The organism is Roseburia sp. OM02-15, from assembly GCF_003481835.1.
GTDB lineage: Bacteria > Bacillota > Clostridia > Lachnospirales > Lachnospiraceae > Eubacterium_I > Eubacterium_I ramulus_A.
The window spans coordinates 415,374-433,267 of the sequence record NZ_QULX01000001.1 but is presented as its reverse complement, the minus strand read 5'-3'; the positions used below and the strand labels follow the sequence as shown (position 1 = coordinate 433,267).

Here is a 17,894-nt window from a genome sequence, read left to right as displayed (position 1 = left end):
AAAACTCACCTTTGCCTTCCTAAAGATTTACAAGGAAATCAACACCATACTGGATACCCAGATCCAGCACCGCGATAATCGCACCCAGGATAACGGAAACAATTAAGACTGCTACAGTCTGTTTCCCAAGTGATTTTTTGTCCAGCCAAACGATTTTCTGGAACTCAGCCTTCAGACCGGTAAACCAGCTCGTTTTCGGAGCATCTTTTTTCTTGGTTTCTTCCATCATGTCACATCCTTTGCATCGCCGGATTATTTGGTTTCTTTGTGTAATGTATGCTTTCTACAGAATTTGCAATACTTGTTTACTTCCATTCTTTCAGGATGAGCTTTCTTATCCTTAGTCAGGTTGTAATTACGCTGTTTGCACTCTGTGCATGCCAATGTAATCTTTACGCGCACAACTTTCCACCTCCATTAAATTTCTTTGCAACTGTATGCTTTCATAAAATTATGAATCGCATTCAATTTTAGGCATAAAAAAAAGACCTACTTCCATCGCCCATCCACTATAGCACAGGAAGCAAGTCTTCGTCAACTATTTTTTCGCATTTTCCATATACTCGTTCTGTATCTTATGTAAAACATAACATATCATTCAGGACACGTAAATAATTATTTTTCATTTTTTAATTTAGATTCCATTTTCTTTCTCTCCGTTTTTGATAAAACAGGAAGATTCCCGTACCTGCAGCTGCCATACCAATTATCAGAAAAACACACGGCATTTTTCCAGAACCACCGGTTACCGGCATAGAAAATTCTGCTGCATTATCAATATGATATGTCAGATCATAAAAGCCATACATTTTCGTAACTTCATCATAAACCGCTTTGGATAAATCTGCATCACTCTTTTCCCATTCTTCCAGAGACTTCTCCAGAGGAAGCGTTACTTCAATTTCTTCTTTGAGCAGATGATAGCCTTCCTTCGTTTTTATTTCAGTAATTCGGTAAGTCTGCGGAATCAGATCTTTCCACTCGATCCTGCCCTCTGCATCCGTTGTTCCTGTATAAACGTCTCCGGTCTGTACACCTTTCATCTCAAAGATAACACCTTCCAGTGGGTGCTTAAACCCTTTTGAATCTTTCTTATACAGACAGATACTTCCCTTTCGTGGACTATCATATGCATTAACAGTAATATTTTCAGTCTCCAGTTTTTCAAATTTTTGATCATTAGAACCATACAGCTCTGCCTCAGCTCCATTCGCCCGCTGTTTGATCAGCATTTTCAATCCATCCGTCACAGAAGCTTTTTTATCTGCATTTTCTGAAAAGCACATAAATCCCTTCAGTTGAAAATATCGCGGCGGCACAACTTCTTTTAACACATAACTTCCCAAAGGATAAAAAATCTGTCCATCTGCATCCGTATATAACTCATCAGATTTCAACGTAGTTCCATCCTGCATAGTATAAACATTTTTCAAAAAACAAGAACTGTCTCCGATGGTAATTTTTCCATCCGCATCCGTATAAAAATACCATCTATGGTATGGTGTGTCCTCAGTTTTGCCATTCACATTCATATAATAGGAAAGTTCAAACACGGCGCCCTGCAGAGACATATTTCCACGCACGGCAAAAGGTTCTGAAAGCTCCTGATCCATTTTTTTCAACGTAAGTGGAAATGTATGTGTTCCCGGAACTTCTGTACAGACAATCTGCGTTGTTTCTTTTGGTGTCACTACTGCCCGATGAATTCCATCCATAACAGTTTCACCGTCATTTTCATTACACAACAAATATCCAGCGGATGCTGTTATTTCTTTTATATAATAAGTTCCTGCATGCAGCGTCACTATATTAGTATTTCCATCTGCATCTGTTCTCAGTATGTCGATCCGATTCTGATCTGCCAGGGCATCTTCCTGTGACGCATAAATTCCATATTCTGCGCCTTCCAGCGTATAGCAGACATTATCTTTTACAAGTTCTGCATTTTCAGATATTTTCTGCAATTTCAAACTTCCGGGTGCCGTATTGGAAAACTGCACTTCAACTGCATGTGTATTCAAATTGAAAGTCTGTTCCCAATATTCTGGATTCAGTTCATATCCGTCCGGAGCCTTCATTTCTACCACTTTCCAGGTATATGCTGTCTGAGATTTCAACTGTTCTACTGCTATTTTTACTTTTCCGATTACTTCATCTTTTGCACTCTGGTAAGCAGTTCCCCAGCTTCCAAAATCAAGCACTTTTTTTGTACTGGAGAAATAATTTGTATATAAAATATTTCCTCTCCAGTGATAGGATGCGCGCCCAGTTTCATCTGTCTTTACGGTCGCCATTTTTTCCCCATCTTTGTAGATTTCAAATTCTGCACCTGCCAGAACTTCGCCAGTATCTGCATCTGTTTTTTCTATGTGAATATCAAAAGACTGAGCAACCTGATTCCGTGCGCGATACGACGCCTGCAAATATTCCGTCCTTTTGAATACGATCCGCACGCTTCCACTGACCGGATTTATTACATTATTCCAAAGTGCTACCTTCTGCCTGCTTCCTTCCGCATAAATATAAACGCCACCACCTGTCGGAAGCCCCTTTTTTCTATAATTTAAGGTGATTGATTTTCCAGCAAAAGACGCATTGGTGGTAACTGTTAATCCTCCTTTTGCCGGGGCAACCTGAACACCTGCCGGAAGATTTACAAACTCGATCTGATCTGAAATGTTATTCTTATCCACAATCCATATTTTTTCTCCGGCATCAGCTGAAATCGTCTGCCCTGTATATGACGGAATCGTATTATAAGTACTAACTTTTTTCCAGACTTCTGCAATCGCCTGATCAACTTTCGCTTTTGAATCCAAATGAGCACAAGTATACTTTTTTGTATTCGTCAGCATATACCGGCTTGCCTGATTATAATCTTCATGATCCTTAATTTCTGACCAGATCAGATTCTGTGTCAACACGTAATTACATACCCAGTCTGAGCCAAAATAACTTTTTGCATAACACACTGCCTTGGTCAGATTGTTAATCTTGTCAAAACTCCAGCCATATCGATCCTGAAGCCATTTGACTCCATTTCCATTTTCCTGCAAATAAAAGCGTGTTCCGTTTGCAGTCAGATTATTCAATTCGGTAGCTGGCTCCATACAATATGCCCATTGTTCATTCAATAATAACATTGATTCTGTGCCATCCGCTCCATTTCTGTTGTAACTGGAAAATGCACCACTTAAATTTTGTTCGATATTTCTTTTTAATATCATGGAAGAATCTGCCGCAAACCCGGTAATTTCCCCAAATAGCAATATCGCAAACAGTATCAGCGCAGTAAATACGGACAGGGATAATAGTTTCCTTCTCTTTTTTTCTGTCATTTCGTTGTTTCCTCCCACTATGCTCTGCTGTTTACAAAATAATAACCATAGGCAAATCCGGTATATTTAAAATCTACCATTCCAGCACTGACATACCAAAATCCATTTTCGTTCTGTGCAACACCATTATAATCAAATCGTACCTTCCCATTTTCCAGATACCACCAGCCATTTTCATTTTTTGCCAGACCAGTGTATGTTGTATCTACAATACCATTTCTTACTTTCCACCAGGCATTATCGATTTTTGCAACGGTATCCATACTCGAATTGAATTTACCATTTGTCAGGTAAATAATCCCCTGATTTGCCGTAACACCGATAGTATCTTTTACCAATCCATTCTTACTGCTATCCGTCTTTCCTTTTGTCATCCAGTATATTCCATCTTTGCCTGCTGCCAATCCGGTATAAGTTTCATCTGCTTTTCCATTAACCAGATACCAGCCATTGCTTCCACTCATTTCTACCGTCTGATTCAATGGGAATTCACATTTTCCATTCGTAAATTTATATTTTCCAGATGTCGTATCAAAGATTCCACTGTTCCAATCTACCCAGCCGTTTACGACATGCCACCAGCCATTCCAATTCGGTACCAAAATAGATTCTGTATCTTTAACCACTCCCTGATCTACAAATCCCCATTGATTTCCTGTTTGGTCAGGGAACACTCCGTTTATGGTAACATCTGGCTTATCCCCATCATAAACATACTGCTGTTCCTCATTGATTTCCTGCGTAACAACCTTCCACTTAACCTCTGCTTCTGCTGCCTTTGCCAAAACTGTACTTCCATGAAAAAGTAACAACAGACTTCCCAACATCATAAACAGACGCATCCATTTTCTAACCACACGCTCTGTTTTCTGCATCTTTCCGCTTTCCCCCTTTCACATTCCTATATACCGTAAAAATCACGAATCCCGCCAATACTGCTACTCCTGCATAACGTATTTTTGTCTCCTGCCAAATTGTCTGATCCGAATTTGTCCTTATGCAATTTTGTGCTGATTCATTGTCCTGTACAAAGACCTTCTTTCCTGCCTCTGAAACACCCACGGTACCTGTCTCTTTCCGTTTTGCAGAAACAACATAACGATATTTCCCACTACTTCGGTAAGGATGACAGGTGATCAGCGTCACCTGATCGGTTCCCGATTGTATCTTTATCCGCTCTATTTCATCCGGTTCAATCACCTGAATATCCGATACTACATATTCCAAACGTTCCCATGGATTCGTCACAATGATACAATCCCCATGTTTCAGTGCATCAATATATTTAAAATACACCTGCTGCTTCCAGCCACGATGCGCTGCGATCACACAATTGGTATTGTTTCCGCCAATCGGAACAGATGTACCGCCCAAAACTGCTGCGCCCTGATTCAACTTTTCTTCGGATGCCCCAAGATACAGCGGAAGCGTACAATCAATGCTTGGGATTTCCACATATCCAAACATTTTATCTGATACAATTCCATCAATTTCAGGTGCTTTTTCCACATATGCCGGTTCATATAAACAGTTCTGCCCACTTTCAAACAATTCCTGATTATACCGTTGTATCTTTCCAAATAAATCCGATTTTTCCTCTGGTTCTGACTGCATGTGAAACTCTGCAATTTCTTTCTGTATTCGTTTGTCCTGATATTGCTGATGCAGATTTGGAGAAAAAAAAATCAAACATCCTGCCAATAAAAGTGCTGCTCCACACCAATGCTTCCATTTTTGTGCCACTCTGCCCGTTTTTTGTCTTTTCAACATTTCTTTCTTCCTTTTTTCCAAAGCATTGACAATACTTTGACAACAACTGCCAATCCCGCCATCATTGCACTGCCAGCCAGAATTGCATTCAGATATGCCCGCATCCATACCGAACCATTCCAGTCTGCCGTTTCTACCGGCACATCCACTTTCTTCACATCTGCATCCGATACCCGTTCTCCGGTCACGATCAGTCGATGTGTGTTTACTCCATAGGGTGTACAGGTAACCAAAGATATCAAATCCCGGTTTTCATCCGGGTAAAGGTGATCTGCCTCTTCCGGCAAAAGTGTCTGTATTTCACACACACAATATGTAAGACTCATATTTAACACCCGGATGTAAAACAGATCGCCTTCACTTAATTCCGTCAGATCCGAAAACATTCTGGAAGTATTCATTCCTGTATGAGCCAGAAGAAATGAGCGGTTACCCACGCCCCCAATCGGCAGCGCGGAACCTTCCATATGCCCAACCCCCTTTTTCAAAACTTCTTCCGATGTTCCATGATAAACCGGAAGTGACACATTGATCTTCGGTATTTCCACAAAACACATCATCCCGTTTTCTGTTGGGTTCAACACTTCTTCATAACGAATATCTTCTGGCAAGGATGTATCACAATATGGTTCCGTAAGCATTACCCGGCTGTTGACCAGCTCCTGATTATATCTTCTTGCAGCTTCCAGCTGTTTTGTAATCTCTGACGTTCCACTTTCTGCCGCATATTGTTCGTATACATTTGCACTGGAAGCCACATGATGTTGATACAGCCAATTACTGAACCATGGATACCCCATCAGTATCACTCCAAGTCCGATCAGTACAACCATTCCTGCCTGTCTGATTTTTCTCATATTGCACTTTATTTCATTGATAAGTCTTTTTTACGTGACATAAGGCTGCATCCTCCGGCAACTGCTGCAACACCAATGATCGTCACCAGATACAGTCCTCTTCCACCAGTCTGTGGTAACAGAAACTTTTTCGTATTCGTTACTGTCAAAATGACGGCTCCATTCGAATCTGTCATAGATGCATCCACCTGATCTACCTTTGCGGATGCTTTCTGGATTGCACCTACATACAGATCTGTTTTTCCGATCGTGCGACCGTTTGCTGTCTCGGATGCTGGTTTCCCAGCAGCCGTTCCTGTCAGCTCATCTAGCTGATCTGTTACAAGATTTCCATTTTCATCATAAATACCGCCATTGTAGTTTTTTACAATCTGTTCCACAGCTTCCTGATTCATTCCTGTCACGCCACAAACAGATGCGATCACGTCTCTGTCCGTCGCGGTAATATCAATCTCTACCGGCTCACGCAGCAGATTATATCCCCGATCCGTCGCTGTCTCTGTCAAAAGATACTGATCTGCTTCCAGCCCTTCGATCTGCAATCTTCCGCTGTCATTCTGTGGCACAAAGGCGGTTGCCTCCACTTCCTTAGCGGTCTTTCCAGTTACATAATATTTTCCGTCCTTCTCTGATTTTTCAGCAATCACGTAATAGTCATCTGCCTTATTTTGAAGTGTAAACTCTACCTTTTTAAAGTTTCCCTTATCATCAGAAAATGTCTTTGTCAGATCTACTCCATAGGTATACACATAATTTCGGTCTTCCAACATGTTGTAATAACCATCCGAAGTACGACTCCAGATCAAACTGACATTGTTCTGATTTCCTTCATCACCGATAATCACAGATGCATCTGATCTGACAGTTGCCGTATAAGAAACTACCATATAATAATCTGATAATCCCTCCTCACGGTTCTTAGCACCATTTAAAACATTCAGTCCCTGTTCCGTCAGCCGGATATTCATTCTTGTAGAGCCATCCGGTGTCTGCATTCCTGTGTCCGGATCCTGTACCGTCACATAGGCATATTCCTGAGAATAATCACCGGAATCCAGCTCCCACACAGAAATGGCATTCTCTGTATTATTACTGTTCGCATCTTCTGCATTATCATAAAATGCGATTTTTGCATCACGGTTATAACGTAAACCTGCTGCTAATGTGTCCGTGAAAGTATATTCACTCAGATAGGTAGCAGCTGAAGTAATATGCGGTAATTTGGAAACCAGAATATAATCCAGCACATCTCCCTCTGATGCCGTCACCGTATCCGCATAAGAGAAATCGTTCCCCGCTGTAAGAAAATCAGCAGTAGAAACCTTTTCCCCGTTCCGTGGCAGCACACTGTCAGCATACCTTCTCACACTTTTATCCAGCGTCGGGTTTCCTGTCTGATTCTTCGGATAACATACCATGTCATACAGCCAGGTATTTCCTGCTTCCAAGTTGGTAAACGGAAGCTGAACAAACCATGGATCTACCGTATCCACAACCTGTTCCGGAACTTCTGCCTCCACAAACAGATACAGTCCAAGTGGCAGATTTTCTGCATGTGTTTCCCCATGGCTGTCTGTCTTTGGCAAATTGATCACCCCAGCCACACTGCTTTGATCCGTTGTATCACTCAATGTTCCATAATCATACAGATAATGTTCCAGCTCATTTTTCGCAGAAACATTATCTTCTTCCAATATCTGTTCCATAGCATCAGAAATCTGCTGGCTTGTATAATGATACACGTCCTGATTTTGACACGGATACGCTTCATCCGATGTTGTCATATCAATCGCATCTTCTGCTTTCAACCCCAGGATTTCTGCCAGCCTGCCCGGAATCTCATAGACTAATTCCACCAGTGACGTTGCATCACTATGCACCATGTGCGTTTCCACATTTCCGACCCGCAGACAGGAAAACTGTACGCCTTCCATGCCGTAATCTGACAGAGCCTGTTCTGCCTTTGTATTTTGTTCACCATCTGCTTCATCCTGTCCCTGCTTGTAATCACCAGCTGCTTCTGCCGATGTTATATCGTATTTTCGAATCGTGATACTTCCCTTTTTTGAAAGATCTACCGTTGACGCTTCCACAGATTTTCCACGTTTCTCTGACCCCTGTTCATAAGCACGCTCTCCCTGAGCTGCCAGACCAGTCTGCACTAATGGTGCTGTTCCCAGAATAAGTGACAAAGTAACTGCCCCCATTGCAATCATCATTTGTTTTCTTCTCATATTTTACCTGTTCTCCTATTATTTACTTCGTTTTACATTTAGTTGTTTAAAAACTGTTACCGCTACTTATCATTTTTCCATGTCTATCACCTCTCTTCCGTGAAATCCAACACGTATTGTTACTCATCAAAACTGGAATCCTGTGTCGAAAATCGACCACGAAAATTAGATATGTCCATAGCAGACAAAAGAAACTGCATTCGAATGCATCGCCTGTGATTTTGATGTGGCTTCAGTATACGCATCCCGCTGTCACCTGTCAACCACACTATTTTTTTCATTTTCTGTATTTATACAAACTGCACAAAACAGGAAAACCTGCATAAAATCTTCCCTTTTTTCACTTTTCGCCCTTTTTTACCCCATTTTACCATAACGAAAAAATGCAAATTTTGTATAGTTTTTTCACCTTTTCTTTTTCCATTCTCCCATGGTACAATAGGCAGAACGCAATATTTATTTTTGTACATTCAAGAATGCTCCGGCATTCTTGTTGCGAGGTGCGCGTCATGCAATTGCATGACATACTTCAACTGCGCACCTCTGTAATCCTGCCGGAGGCTATATCAGATGGGGGATTGGCTCCCACCTGATATATTTTTTATGATAAATCACAGTCAAAATGAGCACTAACTGTTCCAAAAAGGAGAACTACATATGTTAGAACTTTACCCGAATTATTATTCAAAATTTACCTGCACCGCAGACCAATGTCCAATCACCTGCTGTCAGGAATGGAAAATTGCTGTGGATGATGACACTTACCGAAACTGGTTTACCATCCAGCCGCCCACAGATGTTACTCCGCAAAAAGCCACACTTTCTGCCTATACCACTTATCAGGAGGAAGCTCGTGTCATTCGCCTGAATGAGCAGAAAAAATGTCCGTTCCTGAAAGAAAACGGACTTTGCCGACTGGTTCTCGCACATGGAGATGCCGTCCTGTCGGATACATGTACTACATTTCCACGGGAATTTCATACCTTTTCCAATCACATAGAAAAGACTTTAATGCCAAGCTGCCCGGCGGTCATTGATCTGTGGAAAGAAGAAACCAAACTTTCTTTTCCTTCTGTCAATGCCAGTCTGTGTTCTGATACGGACAATCTGCTTTTTTCTGTTCGAAGCCATCTGATCTCTCTGATGCAAAACAGCCCAGACTCTCCGGAACATATTTTGCTGGAATGTTTTTATATTCTTCTGGAATTGCAGCAGCAGACGTTATCTTCGGATTTACTGGCAGATTATTTTTCAGAATCTGTCATTGGGCAGCTTTCTGATGCCATTGAACAGATGGATTTTCCACTGGAAGATACCTTGCTGGAATGTAATGAACTTCTTCAGGATCTCGCCGTCAATTACCAAAAGGAAGGGCTTTACAGCAGTTTTCTGACTCCGCTTCTGGCACTTGCAGATCAGATTTCAGAAGGCACTGTCAATTATGATCTGGCAGAAGAATGGGATGCTTTTGAACAGCAGTTTTTCCAATATCAGGCTCTGATCCGAAATTTTCTTGCAAATGAATTTTTCTCTGATCTGCTGTCTCCCGACGGCGATCTGGAAAGCATGATCGTACAAATGCAATGGATTGGCATGGAATATGGCGTTGTCCGCCACAGTATTTTTTTGAAATGGTTGCTTGAAGGAAAAGGAAATCTCTGCTATGAAGTGGTTCGTGATTCGCTGGTCATACTGACACGAATGACCGGATATGAAAAAGATGATATTTACGAATATCTGGAAAACAGTTTTGATTCCCTTTATTGGGACTGGGGATATTTTGCAATGATCGTATTTGATTTTTTAAATGTGCAGTGATTCTGAGAAAAAAGGACAAATTTTAAGCCCGATCGATGATTTTCTTCTCCGACCGGGCTTTTAATGAATTTCCTGTAATTTCATTGTCTACACCTTCAACTTTCTCAGATTATTAATAATTACTTATGTTCCTTTTGGACCGTACCTCCTATCTTAGATTTTGAGTTCTTCCTTCTCATTTCATTGGACTGTACCTCTATTTCTTAAGTTCTTTTGTTGATATTATAGTAACGCACTTCCCCTGTTTTGTCAATACTTTTCTGTTATTTTTTATTTATGTTACTTTTTTTCTGTCTTTTCTTTTATTTTCTTCATATTTACTGTTTTTTATTCCCAACTCTATGCTATGTAATGTATGATTTTTAAGTTATAATTCTTTATTTTACTCTTTGCATAAGTCTCTTTCTTTAATAACAGAATTATTTCTCTGGCGCAGCATTTCTAACCGTAGTATAATACATAAGTATATAAACTACTTCTATTTAACAATCATGGAAAATTGCCTGAAACCGGCAATAGTGAGGGTAAAACAATGAACAGAAAATGGTGGCATGACAAGGTAGCATATCAGATTTATCCAAAAAGTTTTCTGGATACCAACGGAGACGGTATTGGCGATCTGAGAGGAGTTATTTCAAAACTGGATTATTTAAAACAGCTGGGAATCGACATGATCTGGCTCTCTCCTGTCTATAAATCTCCGTTTGTAGATCAGGGTTATGACATTGCCGATTATTATGCGATTGCAGAAGAATTCGGTACAATGGAAGACTTTGACGAATTACTGGCAGAAGCAAAAAAACGTAATATGTATATTATTATGGATCTGGTTATTAACCACTGCTCCGATCAGCATGAATGGTTCCAGAAAGCACTGGCAGATCCTGATGGTGAATATGCAGATTACTTCTACTTTCGCAAGGGGAAGAACGGAAATCCACCAAGCAATTACCGTTCCTACTTTGGCGGAAGCTGCTGGGAACCAGTACCTGGTACCGACAAATATTATTTCCACATGTTTGCCAAAGAACAACCGGATTTAAACTGGGAAAACCCGGTTCTTCGTCAAAAACTTTACGATATGATCAACTGGTGGCTGGATAAAGGACTTGCCGGTTTTCGAATTGATGCGATCATCAATATCAAAAAGGATCTTAATTTTCCTGATTATGAACCGGATGGTCCAGACGGAATGGTCAACTGTTCCAAAATGGTAGACAGTGTCGATGGCGTTGGCGAATTACTGGAAGATTTAAAAAAACACACCTTCGAAAAATATGATGCCTTTACTGTTGGTGAAGTTTTTAATATGAAAGCCGATGAACTTGCTGAGTTCATTGGCGAAAACGGTCATTTTTCAAGCATGTTTGATTTCAGTGCACACTGCCTGACAGAAGGCAAACGCGGCTGGTATGAAGCCGGACCGGTTCAATTTAAAGACTGGAGAGCGGCTATCACCAATGCACAGCTTACCGCGCAAACCTGTGGTTTTGAGGCAAACATTATTGAAAACCATGATGAACCAAGAGGTGTATCACGCTTTTTACCAAGCTACGCACAGAACCCGGCTGGTACCAAAATGCTTGCCACTGTCAGCATTCTGTTACGTGGAATTCCTTTTATTTATCAAGGACAGGAAATTGGTATGCAAAATGCCATATGGAACAGTATAGATGAATTCAATGACATCAGCACCAAAGATCAGTATCGCATTGCAAGGGATGCCGGATTAACAGACCGTGAGGCTCTGGCTGTATGCAATCGAATGAGTCGTGATAATGCCAGAACCCCGGTACAATGGAGCGATCAGCCAAATGCCGGCTTTACCAGCGGAACCCCCTGGCTGAAGATAAATCCAAATTATACTCAGATAAACGTGGCAAATCAGGAAAACGATCCATCTTCTGTGTTAAACTATTATCGCAGATTAATTGCCCTGCGAAAATCAACCGCTTATAAGGAAGTATTCACCTATGGAAAATTTGTTCCTGCTTACCAACATACGGACTCTGTAATGGCATATTATCGTGAAACAGAAACTCAACGCATTCTGGTTGCTGCCAATTTTAGTAAAAAACCTGTTACCCTGAATTTGGAGCATCCGGCAAAACAGGTTCTTTTGTCAAATATGGAAGCCACAGACATTATGGACTCTACATTATCAGATTCCTTAGAATCAGCAACTCTGCCATTAAGAAGCTGTGAAATACTTGTTCTGGAATTAGAATAAATATGCATAAGTTTGTCTGTTTACTTCAGGCAAACAGCAAGATAAAAAAGAGAGAGGAACACCGAAATGATGAGGTGCCGTAACGAAGGTTTTGAAATCAAGTGGCAAAGACAATCGGTACGGTATATTGCAGAAAAATCTAAAAATCATATTTGGAGGAAACTGCATTCAAGTCGAACGCACGTGAGACTTGGTGCGTGATTCTGGTCAGCGCAAGCTGACATCTTCTTTTCAGAATCACTGCACTCTACACTCCGTTCCGGTCGGCGCAAAACCATTGTCTCCCAGACAATGTGCGCCCTCGCGGAGCATTTATCTCAGTCGGAGATTGAACTCCCACTGAGAAATACTTGTTACTACTCACCACTTGCAGAAGTGGGAGTCTCAACTCAGACTGAGATGAACAGAGCCATCGAAAAATGCTCCGTTAAGATCCAAGAGAACCACATCATCTCCGAAATGCTTCTTGATCCTGTTTGTAAATGTGGATTTACCGGAACCAGAACCTCCGGCAATCCCGATAATGATACTTTCCATTGCTTTGATTACCTCTGATTTTCTTTTGTAATTCCAAATTCTTCCGGCATAAAACGCGGGCAGATATTCTCGGAAGTACAGATAACAGTGGATGCCAGTCTCGTTCCGATACCACATGCCTCACGCAGTGTTTTTCCATAAGTCAGACCGATGCAGACCCCTGAGAAAAAAGCATCTCCTGCTCCGGTAGTATCTACTACATCTACTTTCAGTGCCGGGTAAACCCCTGCGTCACCTTCCAGTGTTGCATAAACAGCACCAGCTTTGCCCATGGTAACAACCATCTGCGGAATCTTTGCAGAACGGATACGATCCTGCAGAATTGCGCACAGTTCTTCCGGGGTGATATTTTCATAATCCTCAGAAAACAGAATTCCTGCCTCCTGCTGGTTGCACACGAAGCATCCTGTTTTTCGAATAAAATCCCGGCGCTCGATGGCAATGCTCATATTGGAAACCAGTGCATAAACCTTCTTATTATATTTTTCCGCATAAGCGAAAGTCTTTTTTGTTACATCCTGATCCATGTCGATTTCAATGGCAATGCTGTCTGCATTTTTGAAAATCTCATCGCCATGCTCGTCCAAAATCTCAGACATCGGTTTGTGATCCGGGCGCTTGGAAACGGATGCAACCACGTCACCTTTGTGATCAAATACTGCCAGCCATGTTCCCATGCCGTTTTTTACTTTTTTCATATATCTGGTATCGACTTTGTGGCGGTTTAGTTTCTGTATGACATCCTCCCCGATGGAATCGTCATCTACGGCTCCGATGAAAATCGGCTCCAGTTCTACGTTCGCAATATCTTCTGCAACATTTCTACCTACGCCGCCGTGGATCTGCTCGATGGTTCCAAGGTTTCTTCCGTATGGAATATAGGTGGATGTTGAAAATCCTTTGATGTCAATAAATACATCTCCGATAACTACAATTCCCATGTATCTTGCTCCTTTATTTTATCTGTATATTAACTTTATATGTCTCTTGTATCTATATCTTCAATTTACCCTTATCTCAGTCATATTTCGATACATTTTTTATAACAATTACTATCTCTGACCCTTGTCGTAAGGAATACCTTCTGCCTTCGGTGCTCTCGATTTCTTGGAAAACAGCGCCAGTACCAGAAGGGAAATAATGTACGGCAGCATCTTGTAAAATGTTGCCGGAATATTCAGGGAAGCCAGAAAATCAAATCCGGAATATACGTTAGATAATGCACGAAACAATCCGAACAGTACAGCTGTCAATGCGATCAGATTCGGTCTCCACTGTCCGAAGATCATAACTGCCAGTGCCAGGAATCCAAAACCTGCGCCCACCGCATACTGACCAGATGCTCCGATGTTAAACAGTCCAACTTTATAGGCAAACAGTACGGAAAGGGTGCACATCAGCAACGGTGCTGATTTTGCCAGCGTACTTCCAATATCATCTGAAAGTTGATTTTTTTATTATCGTGGCTTACATCCATTCGTGCAACATTCTGTTCAATTTTTCCATATCAAGAGGTTTCGCAATATGCTCATTCATTCCTGCACTCTTTGCAAGTATCACATCCTCCGTAAATGCATTTGCCGTCATTGCAACGATTGGCAACAGCTCACCTTTGTGTTTAGGCAGGGAACGGATAGCTGTAGCCGCCTCATACCCATTCATAATCGGCATCTGCACATCCATAAAGACCAAATCATAATATCCATTTGGATGATCTGCTACCTTATCTACAGCTTCTTTTCCATTTACAGCCGTTTCAATCTCAGCACCTGTCATACCTATGATCTCAGCTGCAACTTCTCTGTTCAGTTCATTATCTTCCACTAAAAGGATTTTCTTTCCTGTATAATCACTTGCAGCGATATTTTTCAGGTAATCTCTTGCATCCTGACTCGGCTTTCCGGATATTATTTTTTGCAGTGCTGCGGTAAGTCTTGAGCGGAACAACGGTTTTGAAATGAATTCATCTACTCCTGCTGCTTTGGCTTCTTCTTCGATTTTTGTATAATCATAGGACGTCAGAACAATGACAGAAACATCAGGTCCTATCTTTTGGCGTATCTGCCTTGTTGTTTCAATTCCATCCATTCCCGGCATCTGCCAGTCAATAATATATACAAAATAATCATTGCCATTCTCATGACGTTTCACCGCACGCTCTACTGCCTCTTTTCCTGACAGTACCCACTCTCCGTCGATTCCAATCTCATTAAGAGTAGCCACTGTTCCTTCACAGCATATCTTATCATCATCCACAACCAGCACGGGCAAATTGACCAGTTCATCAATAGTCTCTGACTTTTCATCTCGCAGACGAAGGAAAATAGTAACGGTAAATCTGCTTCCCTTTCCCAGCTTGCTTTCTACCTTAATGTTTCCATTCATCATATTGACGATATTTCTTGTGATTGCCATTCCCAAACCGGTTCCTTGGATTTCGCTGATGCGTTTATCATCTTCACGAGTAAACGGGTCAAACATAACCTTTTGAAATTCCTCGCTCATTCCCATGCCGTTGTCTTGAATCACAAACTCATAGCATCCTATATCCAGGGAAGTGGTAGGCTTTTCCGTAATAGAAAACAGTATCTTGCCGCCATCTGGGGTATATTTGATGGCATTACTCATAATATTGGTAAATATCTGTTGTACTCTTAAACTGTCTCCTCTTACATATTCATGTTCAATTTTGTTGAGCTGTACTTCAAAATTATGATGGTGAGCTTCAATCTCGGAACGTGTCATTGCGATCAAGTTATCTACCAGTTCATCCAGATTAAAGTCTTCTTCCGTCAGTTCGATCTTTCCATTTTCAATGCGTGACATATCCAGTACTTCATTAATCAAACCAAGCAGATGACGACTCGACTTGGTTATTTTTCCAAGGCAATCGATCACACGATCCGGATGATCAATATTTGCTCCGGCAATGGCTGTCATACCAACGATTGCATTCATCGGAGTCCGAATATCATGAGACATATTTGATAAAAATTCTGTCTTTGACCTGTTTGCCTTGTTAGCCGCTTCATAAGCTTCCTTCAAAGCAATCCTCGATTCTATCTCCGCAAGTTTTTCCTGAGTGGTATCCTGTGAGATCAACAGCACCTTTTCAAGTACTCCGTCTTTCCAAGACAAAGGAATGAAAGCCATGCTCTTAAAATTCTTTTCATCTTCCGTACAATATTCCAGCTTATAAATATCATCCATACTTCTAATCATGCCACGGATATGGTCTGCTGAAATCACTTTGTCAATCGTTTCATCCTTTGCCACCACTTTATAGCGGGATGCAATCCTCCTGATCAGGTCATGATATGTTCCGTAAGCATCGTATGGTGGCTTTTTTCCGTGCAGACTATAAAACTTATAAGTATCATCTTCCAGATTGCACATAGCAAAACGATTGACCAGACGCATTGTTCCCTGAAGAAGCAGATCCATCGCATCATTCTTACGTGTCAGCTCCAATATGTTTTCCATTTCTTTTCTGGCTTCTGTAATATCCCGGACAAAAATCATTGCATAACGGGAACCGTCATTTTTTTCTCCTCTCATAAGGACATTGCGAACCAAACGTTCCTCACCTTTTATCCGTATTCTGCATTCAAGAGTGATTTCTTTTGAACCTTCACTCAGTTTTTCAACAATAAAATTACGGTTGTAAAAATGAGAAACCGCTTCCTTGTCCTCATCAACAACATAATTATCCAGGTATGCCTGAATCAGTTCATCCCATGTATGGCTCTTTTCAAAAATCTCCAGAAGGGAATCCTCTACTTTTAGTGACTCAAAAGAATTATCCTTTAGATTTACATAATACTCGCAGATGTTTCCCTCTGTATAGGCGCGATGAAATGCCTCATTTCTCTGTGCTTTCATCTCGCTCTGCTTTCTCTTGTCAATATTTATGAATGTACCGACAATAAGACGTACTGTTCCGTCCAGACGTCTGGTTGTCTCGGCATTTGCCCGGAACCATTGATAGGAACCATCTTTCATCTTCAAGCGGTATTCACAGTCATATTTCACACTATCTGTTTTGTCTTGAATTGCTTGCTCTAACAGTGTAAGTGTTGCTTCCTTGTCTTCTGGATGTAACAAATCTGCCCACGATTCCAGTTTATTTGGGAAATCAAGAATGTCATGATACCCAAGCATCGTGCGAAACTCATGACTCCAGTACACTTCCTTAATATTTCCGCTTTTGTCACAATCAAAACGCCACATCGCAGAATGGATCACGTTATTGATCAGTTTCAGATTCTGCTGCATCCAGTCAATCTGAACAGACAATACCCATACCTGCTTTCCATCATCTGCTATGGCATCTTTCTTGCACATACGGACAAATACAGGTGTGCCATCGCTCATCAGCATCTGTCCTTCCCCACACCCTTGAAGACGTTGGAACCTGTCGTATTCAAGAAAGGTCTGGTTTTCTCCATAGAAAAGATTTCTCAGAGAACCTGATGTTTTCTTTTGAAATTCTTCAAACGTATATCCCAGATTCTTCAACATGTGTGAACTGACCTGTGTGATTGTAAGATTTTCATCATAATATCCTGTCATGAATCCAACAATATTCAGTTCGCTCACTGCATCCTGTACGATTTTTTGACAGTTTTCATTTAACTTTGTATTATTCAGTAAAAAGATATTATTATCACTTTGCTTTTCTTTATTGAACATTTTCATTCTCCGTATATTCTAAGTCCAACAGGGATGTAAGTACTTCCATTAGTTTATTTATATCAAAAGGCTTTGAAAGATGAGCATTCATTCCTGCTTCAGCACAATGTTCTTCATCACTCTTAAAAGCATTGGCAGTCACAGCAATGATCGGAATTTCAGCACTTTCTGAATCCATCTGGCGAATATGCTTTGCAGCATCTATTCCATCCATGACGGGCATCTGCATATCCATGAGAATTCCAATGCCTGTTTTAACTGTATATAACTCTGATCTTCAAGGAACTTTAATGCAAATCTCCGAATCAGTGCTTCGCTGTGAAGGCGTCCCAAGACAGCTTCATAGTTTCCTCCAATAGCTTCATAACACTCTTGCATTGTCATATTTTATTCCTCCTGTCAATTGTATTCCACTAAT

14 protein-coding genes and 1 pseudogene are annotated in these 17,894 nt (G+C 41.0%); 2 read left to right on the top strand and 13 right to left on the bottom strand.

The window, feature by feature from the left end; genetic code table 11:
* Positions 1 to 19: 19 nt before the first annotated feature.
* The 7 genes from secE to DXB15_RS02015 form a co-directional block, all read right to left on the bottom strand.
* Positions 20 to 226, bottom strand: coding sequence for a preprotein translocase subunit SecE (gene secE / locus DXB15_RS02045; RefSeq protein ID WP_109214639.1), 207 nt, complete (start codon positions 224 to 226; stop codon positions 20 to 22).
* 26 nt (positions 227 to 252) lie between these two features.
* Positions 253 to 402: a 50S ribosomal protein L33 gene (gene rpmG, locus DXB15_RS02040; RefSeq protein ID WP_021740506.1), complete on the bottom strand. Its 150-nt coding sequence runs from the start codon at positions 400 to 402 to the stop codon at positions 253 to 255.
* Between the two features lie 227 nt (positions 403 to 629).
* Complete coding sequence (locus DXB15_RS02035) at positions 630 to 3,338, bottom strand: SpaA isopeptide-forming pilin-related protein (protein WP_118701872.1); 2,709 nt, start codon at positions 3,336 to 3,338, stop codon at positions 630 to 632.
* 17 nt (positions 3,339 to 3,355) lie between these two features.
* Positions 3,356 to 4,213 (bottom strand): hypothetical protein, encoded by an 858-nt coding sequence (locus DXB15_RS02030; protein WP_109214637.1) that lies wholly within the window; start codon positions 4,211 to 4,213, stop codon positions 3,356 to 3,358.
* Positions 4,188 to 5,108, bottom strand: a complete 921-nt coding sequence (locus tag DXB15_RS02025) for a class C sortase (RefSeq protein ID WP_158582169.1) — start codon at positions 5,106 to 5,108, stop codon at positions 4,188 to 4,190. The genes DXB15_RS02030 and DXB15_RS02025 overlap by 26 nt, the downstream gene beginning before the upstream one ends.
* Complete coding sequence (locus DXB15_RS02020; protein WP_109214635.1) at positions 5,102 to 5,965, bottom strand: class C sortase; 864 nt, start codon at positions 5,963 to 5,965, stop codon at positions 5,102 to 5,104. Before DXB15_RS02020 ends, DXB15_RS02025 begins: the two co-directional genes overlap by 7 nt.
* Positions 5,966 to 5,973: 8 nt before the next feature.
* Positions 5,974 to 8,199, bottom strand: a complete 2,226-nt coding sequence (locus DXB15_RS02015) for a SpaH/EbpB family LPXTG-anchored major pilin (RefSeq protein ID WP_118701870.1) — start codon at positions 8,197 to 8,199, stop codon at positions 5,974 to 5,976.
* A 657-nt stretch (positions 8,200 to 8,856) separates the two neighbouring features.
* Between DXB15_RS02015 and fliB the strand changes: the two genes are divergently transcribed.
* On the top strand, positions 8,857 to 10,017 hold the full coding sequence (fliB, locus tag DXB15_RS02010; RefSeq protein ID WP_118701869.1) for a flagellin lysine-N-methylase: 1,161 nt from the start codon (positions 8,857 to 8,859) through the stop codon (positions 10,015 to 10,017).
* A gap of 532 nt (positions 10,018 to 10,549) precedes the next feature.
* On the top strand, positions 10,550 to 12,247 hold the full coding sequence (locus tag DXB15_RS02005; protein ID WP_118701868.1) for a glycoside hydrolase family 13 protein: 1,698 nt from the start codon (positions 10,550 to 10,552) through the stop codon (positions 12,245 to 12,247).
* 384 nt (positions 12,248 to 12,631) lie between these two features.
* Here the strand turns inward: DXB15_RS02005 and DXB15_RS02000 are convergent, their stop codons facing one another.
* The 6 genes and pseudogenes from DXB15_RS02000 to DXB15_RS01975 form a co-directional block, all read right to left on the bottom strand.
* A complete protein-coding gene (locus tag DXB15_RS02000; protein ID WP_330427440.1) occupies positions 12,632 to 12,784 on the bottom strand; it encodes a hypothetical protein in 153 nt (50 codons plus the stop codon).
* A gap of 8 nt (positions 12,785 to 12,792) precedes the next feature.
* The gene (locus DXB15_RS01995; RefSeq protein ID WP_118701867.1) at positions 12,793 to 13,725 is read right to left on the bottom strand and encodes a carbohydrate kinase family protein; all 933 of its coding nucleotides are present in this window, start codon (positions 13,723 to 13,725) and stop codon (positions 12,793 to 12,795) included.
* 111 nt (positions 13,726 to 13,836) lie between these two features.
* Positions 13,837 to 14,103 (bottom strand): annotated as a pseudogene (locus DXB15_RS01990) (ABC transporter permease); the annotation flags it as partial.
* 148 nt (positions 14,104 to 14,251) lie between these two features.
* Positions 14,252 to 17,476 carry a hybrid sensor histidine kinase/response regulator gene (locus tag DXB15_RS01985; protein WP_109214629.1) on the bottom strand — a complete coding sequence of 1,075 codons (3,225 nt, stop codon included), beginning with the start codon at positions 17,474 to 17,476 and terminating at the stop codon, positions 14,252 to 14,254.
* Positions 17,466 to 17,690, bottom strand: coding sequence for a response regulator (locus tag DXB15_RS01980; RefSeq protein ID WP_242979773.1), 225 nt, complete (start codon positions 17,688 to 17,690; stop codon positions 17,466 to 17,468). The genes DXB15_RS01985 and DXB15_RS01980 overlap by 11 nt, the downstream gene beginning before the upstream one ends.
* Positions 17,678 to 17,860, bottom strand: a complete 183-nt coding sequence (locus DXB15_RS01975; RefSeq protein WP_181369251.1) for a hypothetical protein — start codon at positions 17,858 to 17,860, stop codon at positions 17,678 to 17,680. The genes DXB15_RS01980 and DXB15_RS01975 overlap by 13 nt, the downstream gene beginning before the upstream one ends.
* Positions 17,861 to 17,894 lie beyond the last annotated feature (34 nt).

Coding starts and splice junctions, on each gene's coding strand:
- DXB15_RS01985 (WP_109214629.1), bottom strand. CDS start 17,476: ATGTTCAATAAAGAAAAGCAAAGTGATAATAATATCTTTTTACTGAAT.
- DXB15_RS02035 (WP_118701872.1), bottom strand. CDS start 3,338: ATGACAGAAAAAAAGAGAAGGAAACTATTATCCCTGTCCGTATTTACT.
- DXB15_RS01980 (WP_242979773.1), bottom strand. CDS start 17,690: ATGGATGGAATAGATGCTGCAAAGCATATTCGCCAGATGGATTCAGAA.
- DXB15_RS02000 (WP_330427440.1), bottom strand. CDS start 12,784: ATGGAAAGTATCATTATCGGGATTGCCGGAGGTTCTGGTTCCGGTAAA.
- DXB15_RS02015 (WP_118701870.1), bottom strand. CDS start 8,199: ATGAGAAGAAAACAAATGATGATTGCAATGGGGGCAGTTACTTTGTCA.
- DXB15_RS02005 (WP_118701868.1), top strand. CDS start 10,550: ATGAACAGAAAATGGTGGCATGACAAGGTAGCATATCAGATTTATCCA.
- secE (WP_109214639.1), bottom strand. CDS start 226: ATGGAAGAAACCAAGAAAAAAGATGCTCCGAAAACGAGCTGGTTTACC.
- DXB15_RS01995 (WP_118701867.1), bottom strand. CDS start 13,725: ATGGGAATTGTAGTTATCGGAGATGTATTTATTGACATCAAAGGATTT.
- fliB (WP_118701869.1), top strand. CDS start 8,857: ATGTTAGAACTTTACCCGAATTATTATTCAAAATTTACCTGCACCGCA.
- DXB15_RS02020 (WP_109214635.1), bottom strand. CDS start 5,965: ATGAGAAAAATCAGACAGGCAGGAATGGTTGTACTGATCGGACTTGGA.
- DXB15_RS02025 (WP_158582169.1), bottom strand. CDS start 5,108: ATGTTGAAAAGACAAAAAACGGGCAGAGTGGCACAAAAATGGAAGCAT.
- DXB15_RS01975 (WP_181369251.1), bottom strand. CDS start 17,860: ATGACAATGCAAGAGTGTTATGAAGCTATTGGAGGAAACTATGAAGCT.
- DXB15_RS02030 (WP_109214637.1), bottom strand. CDS start 4,213: ATGCAGAAAACAGAGCGTGTGGTTAGAAAATGGATGCGTCTGTTTATG.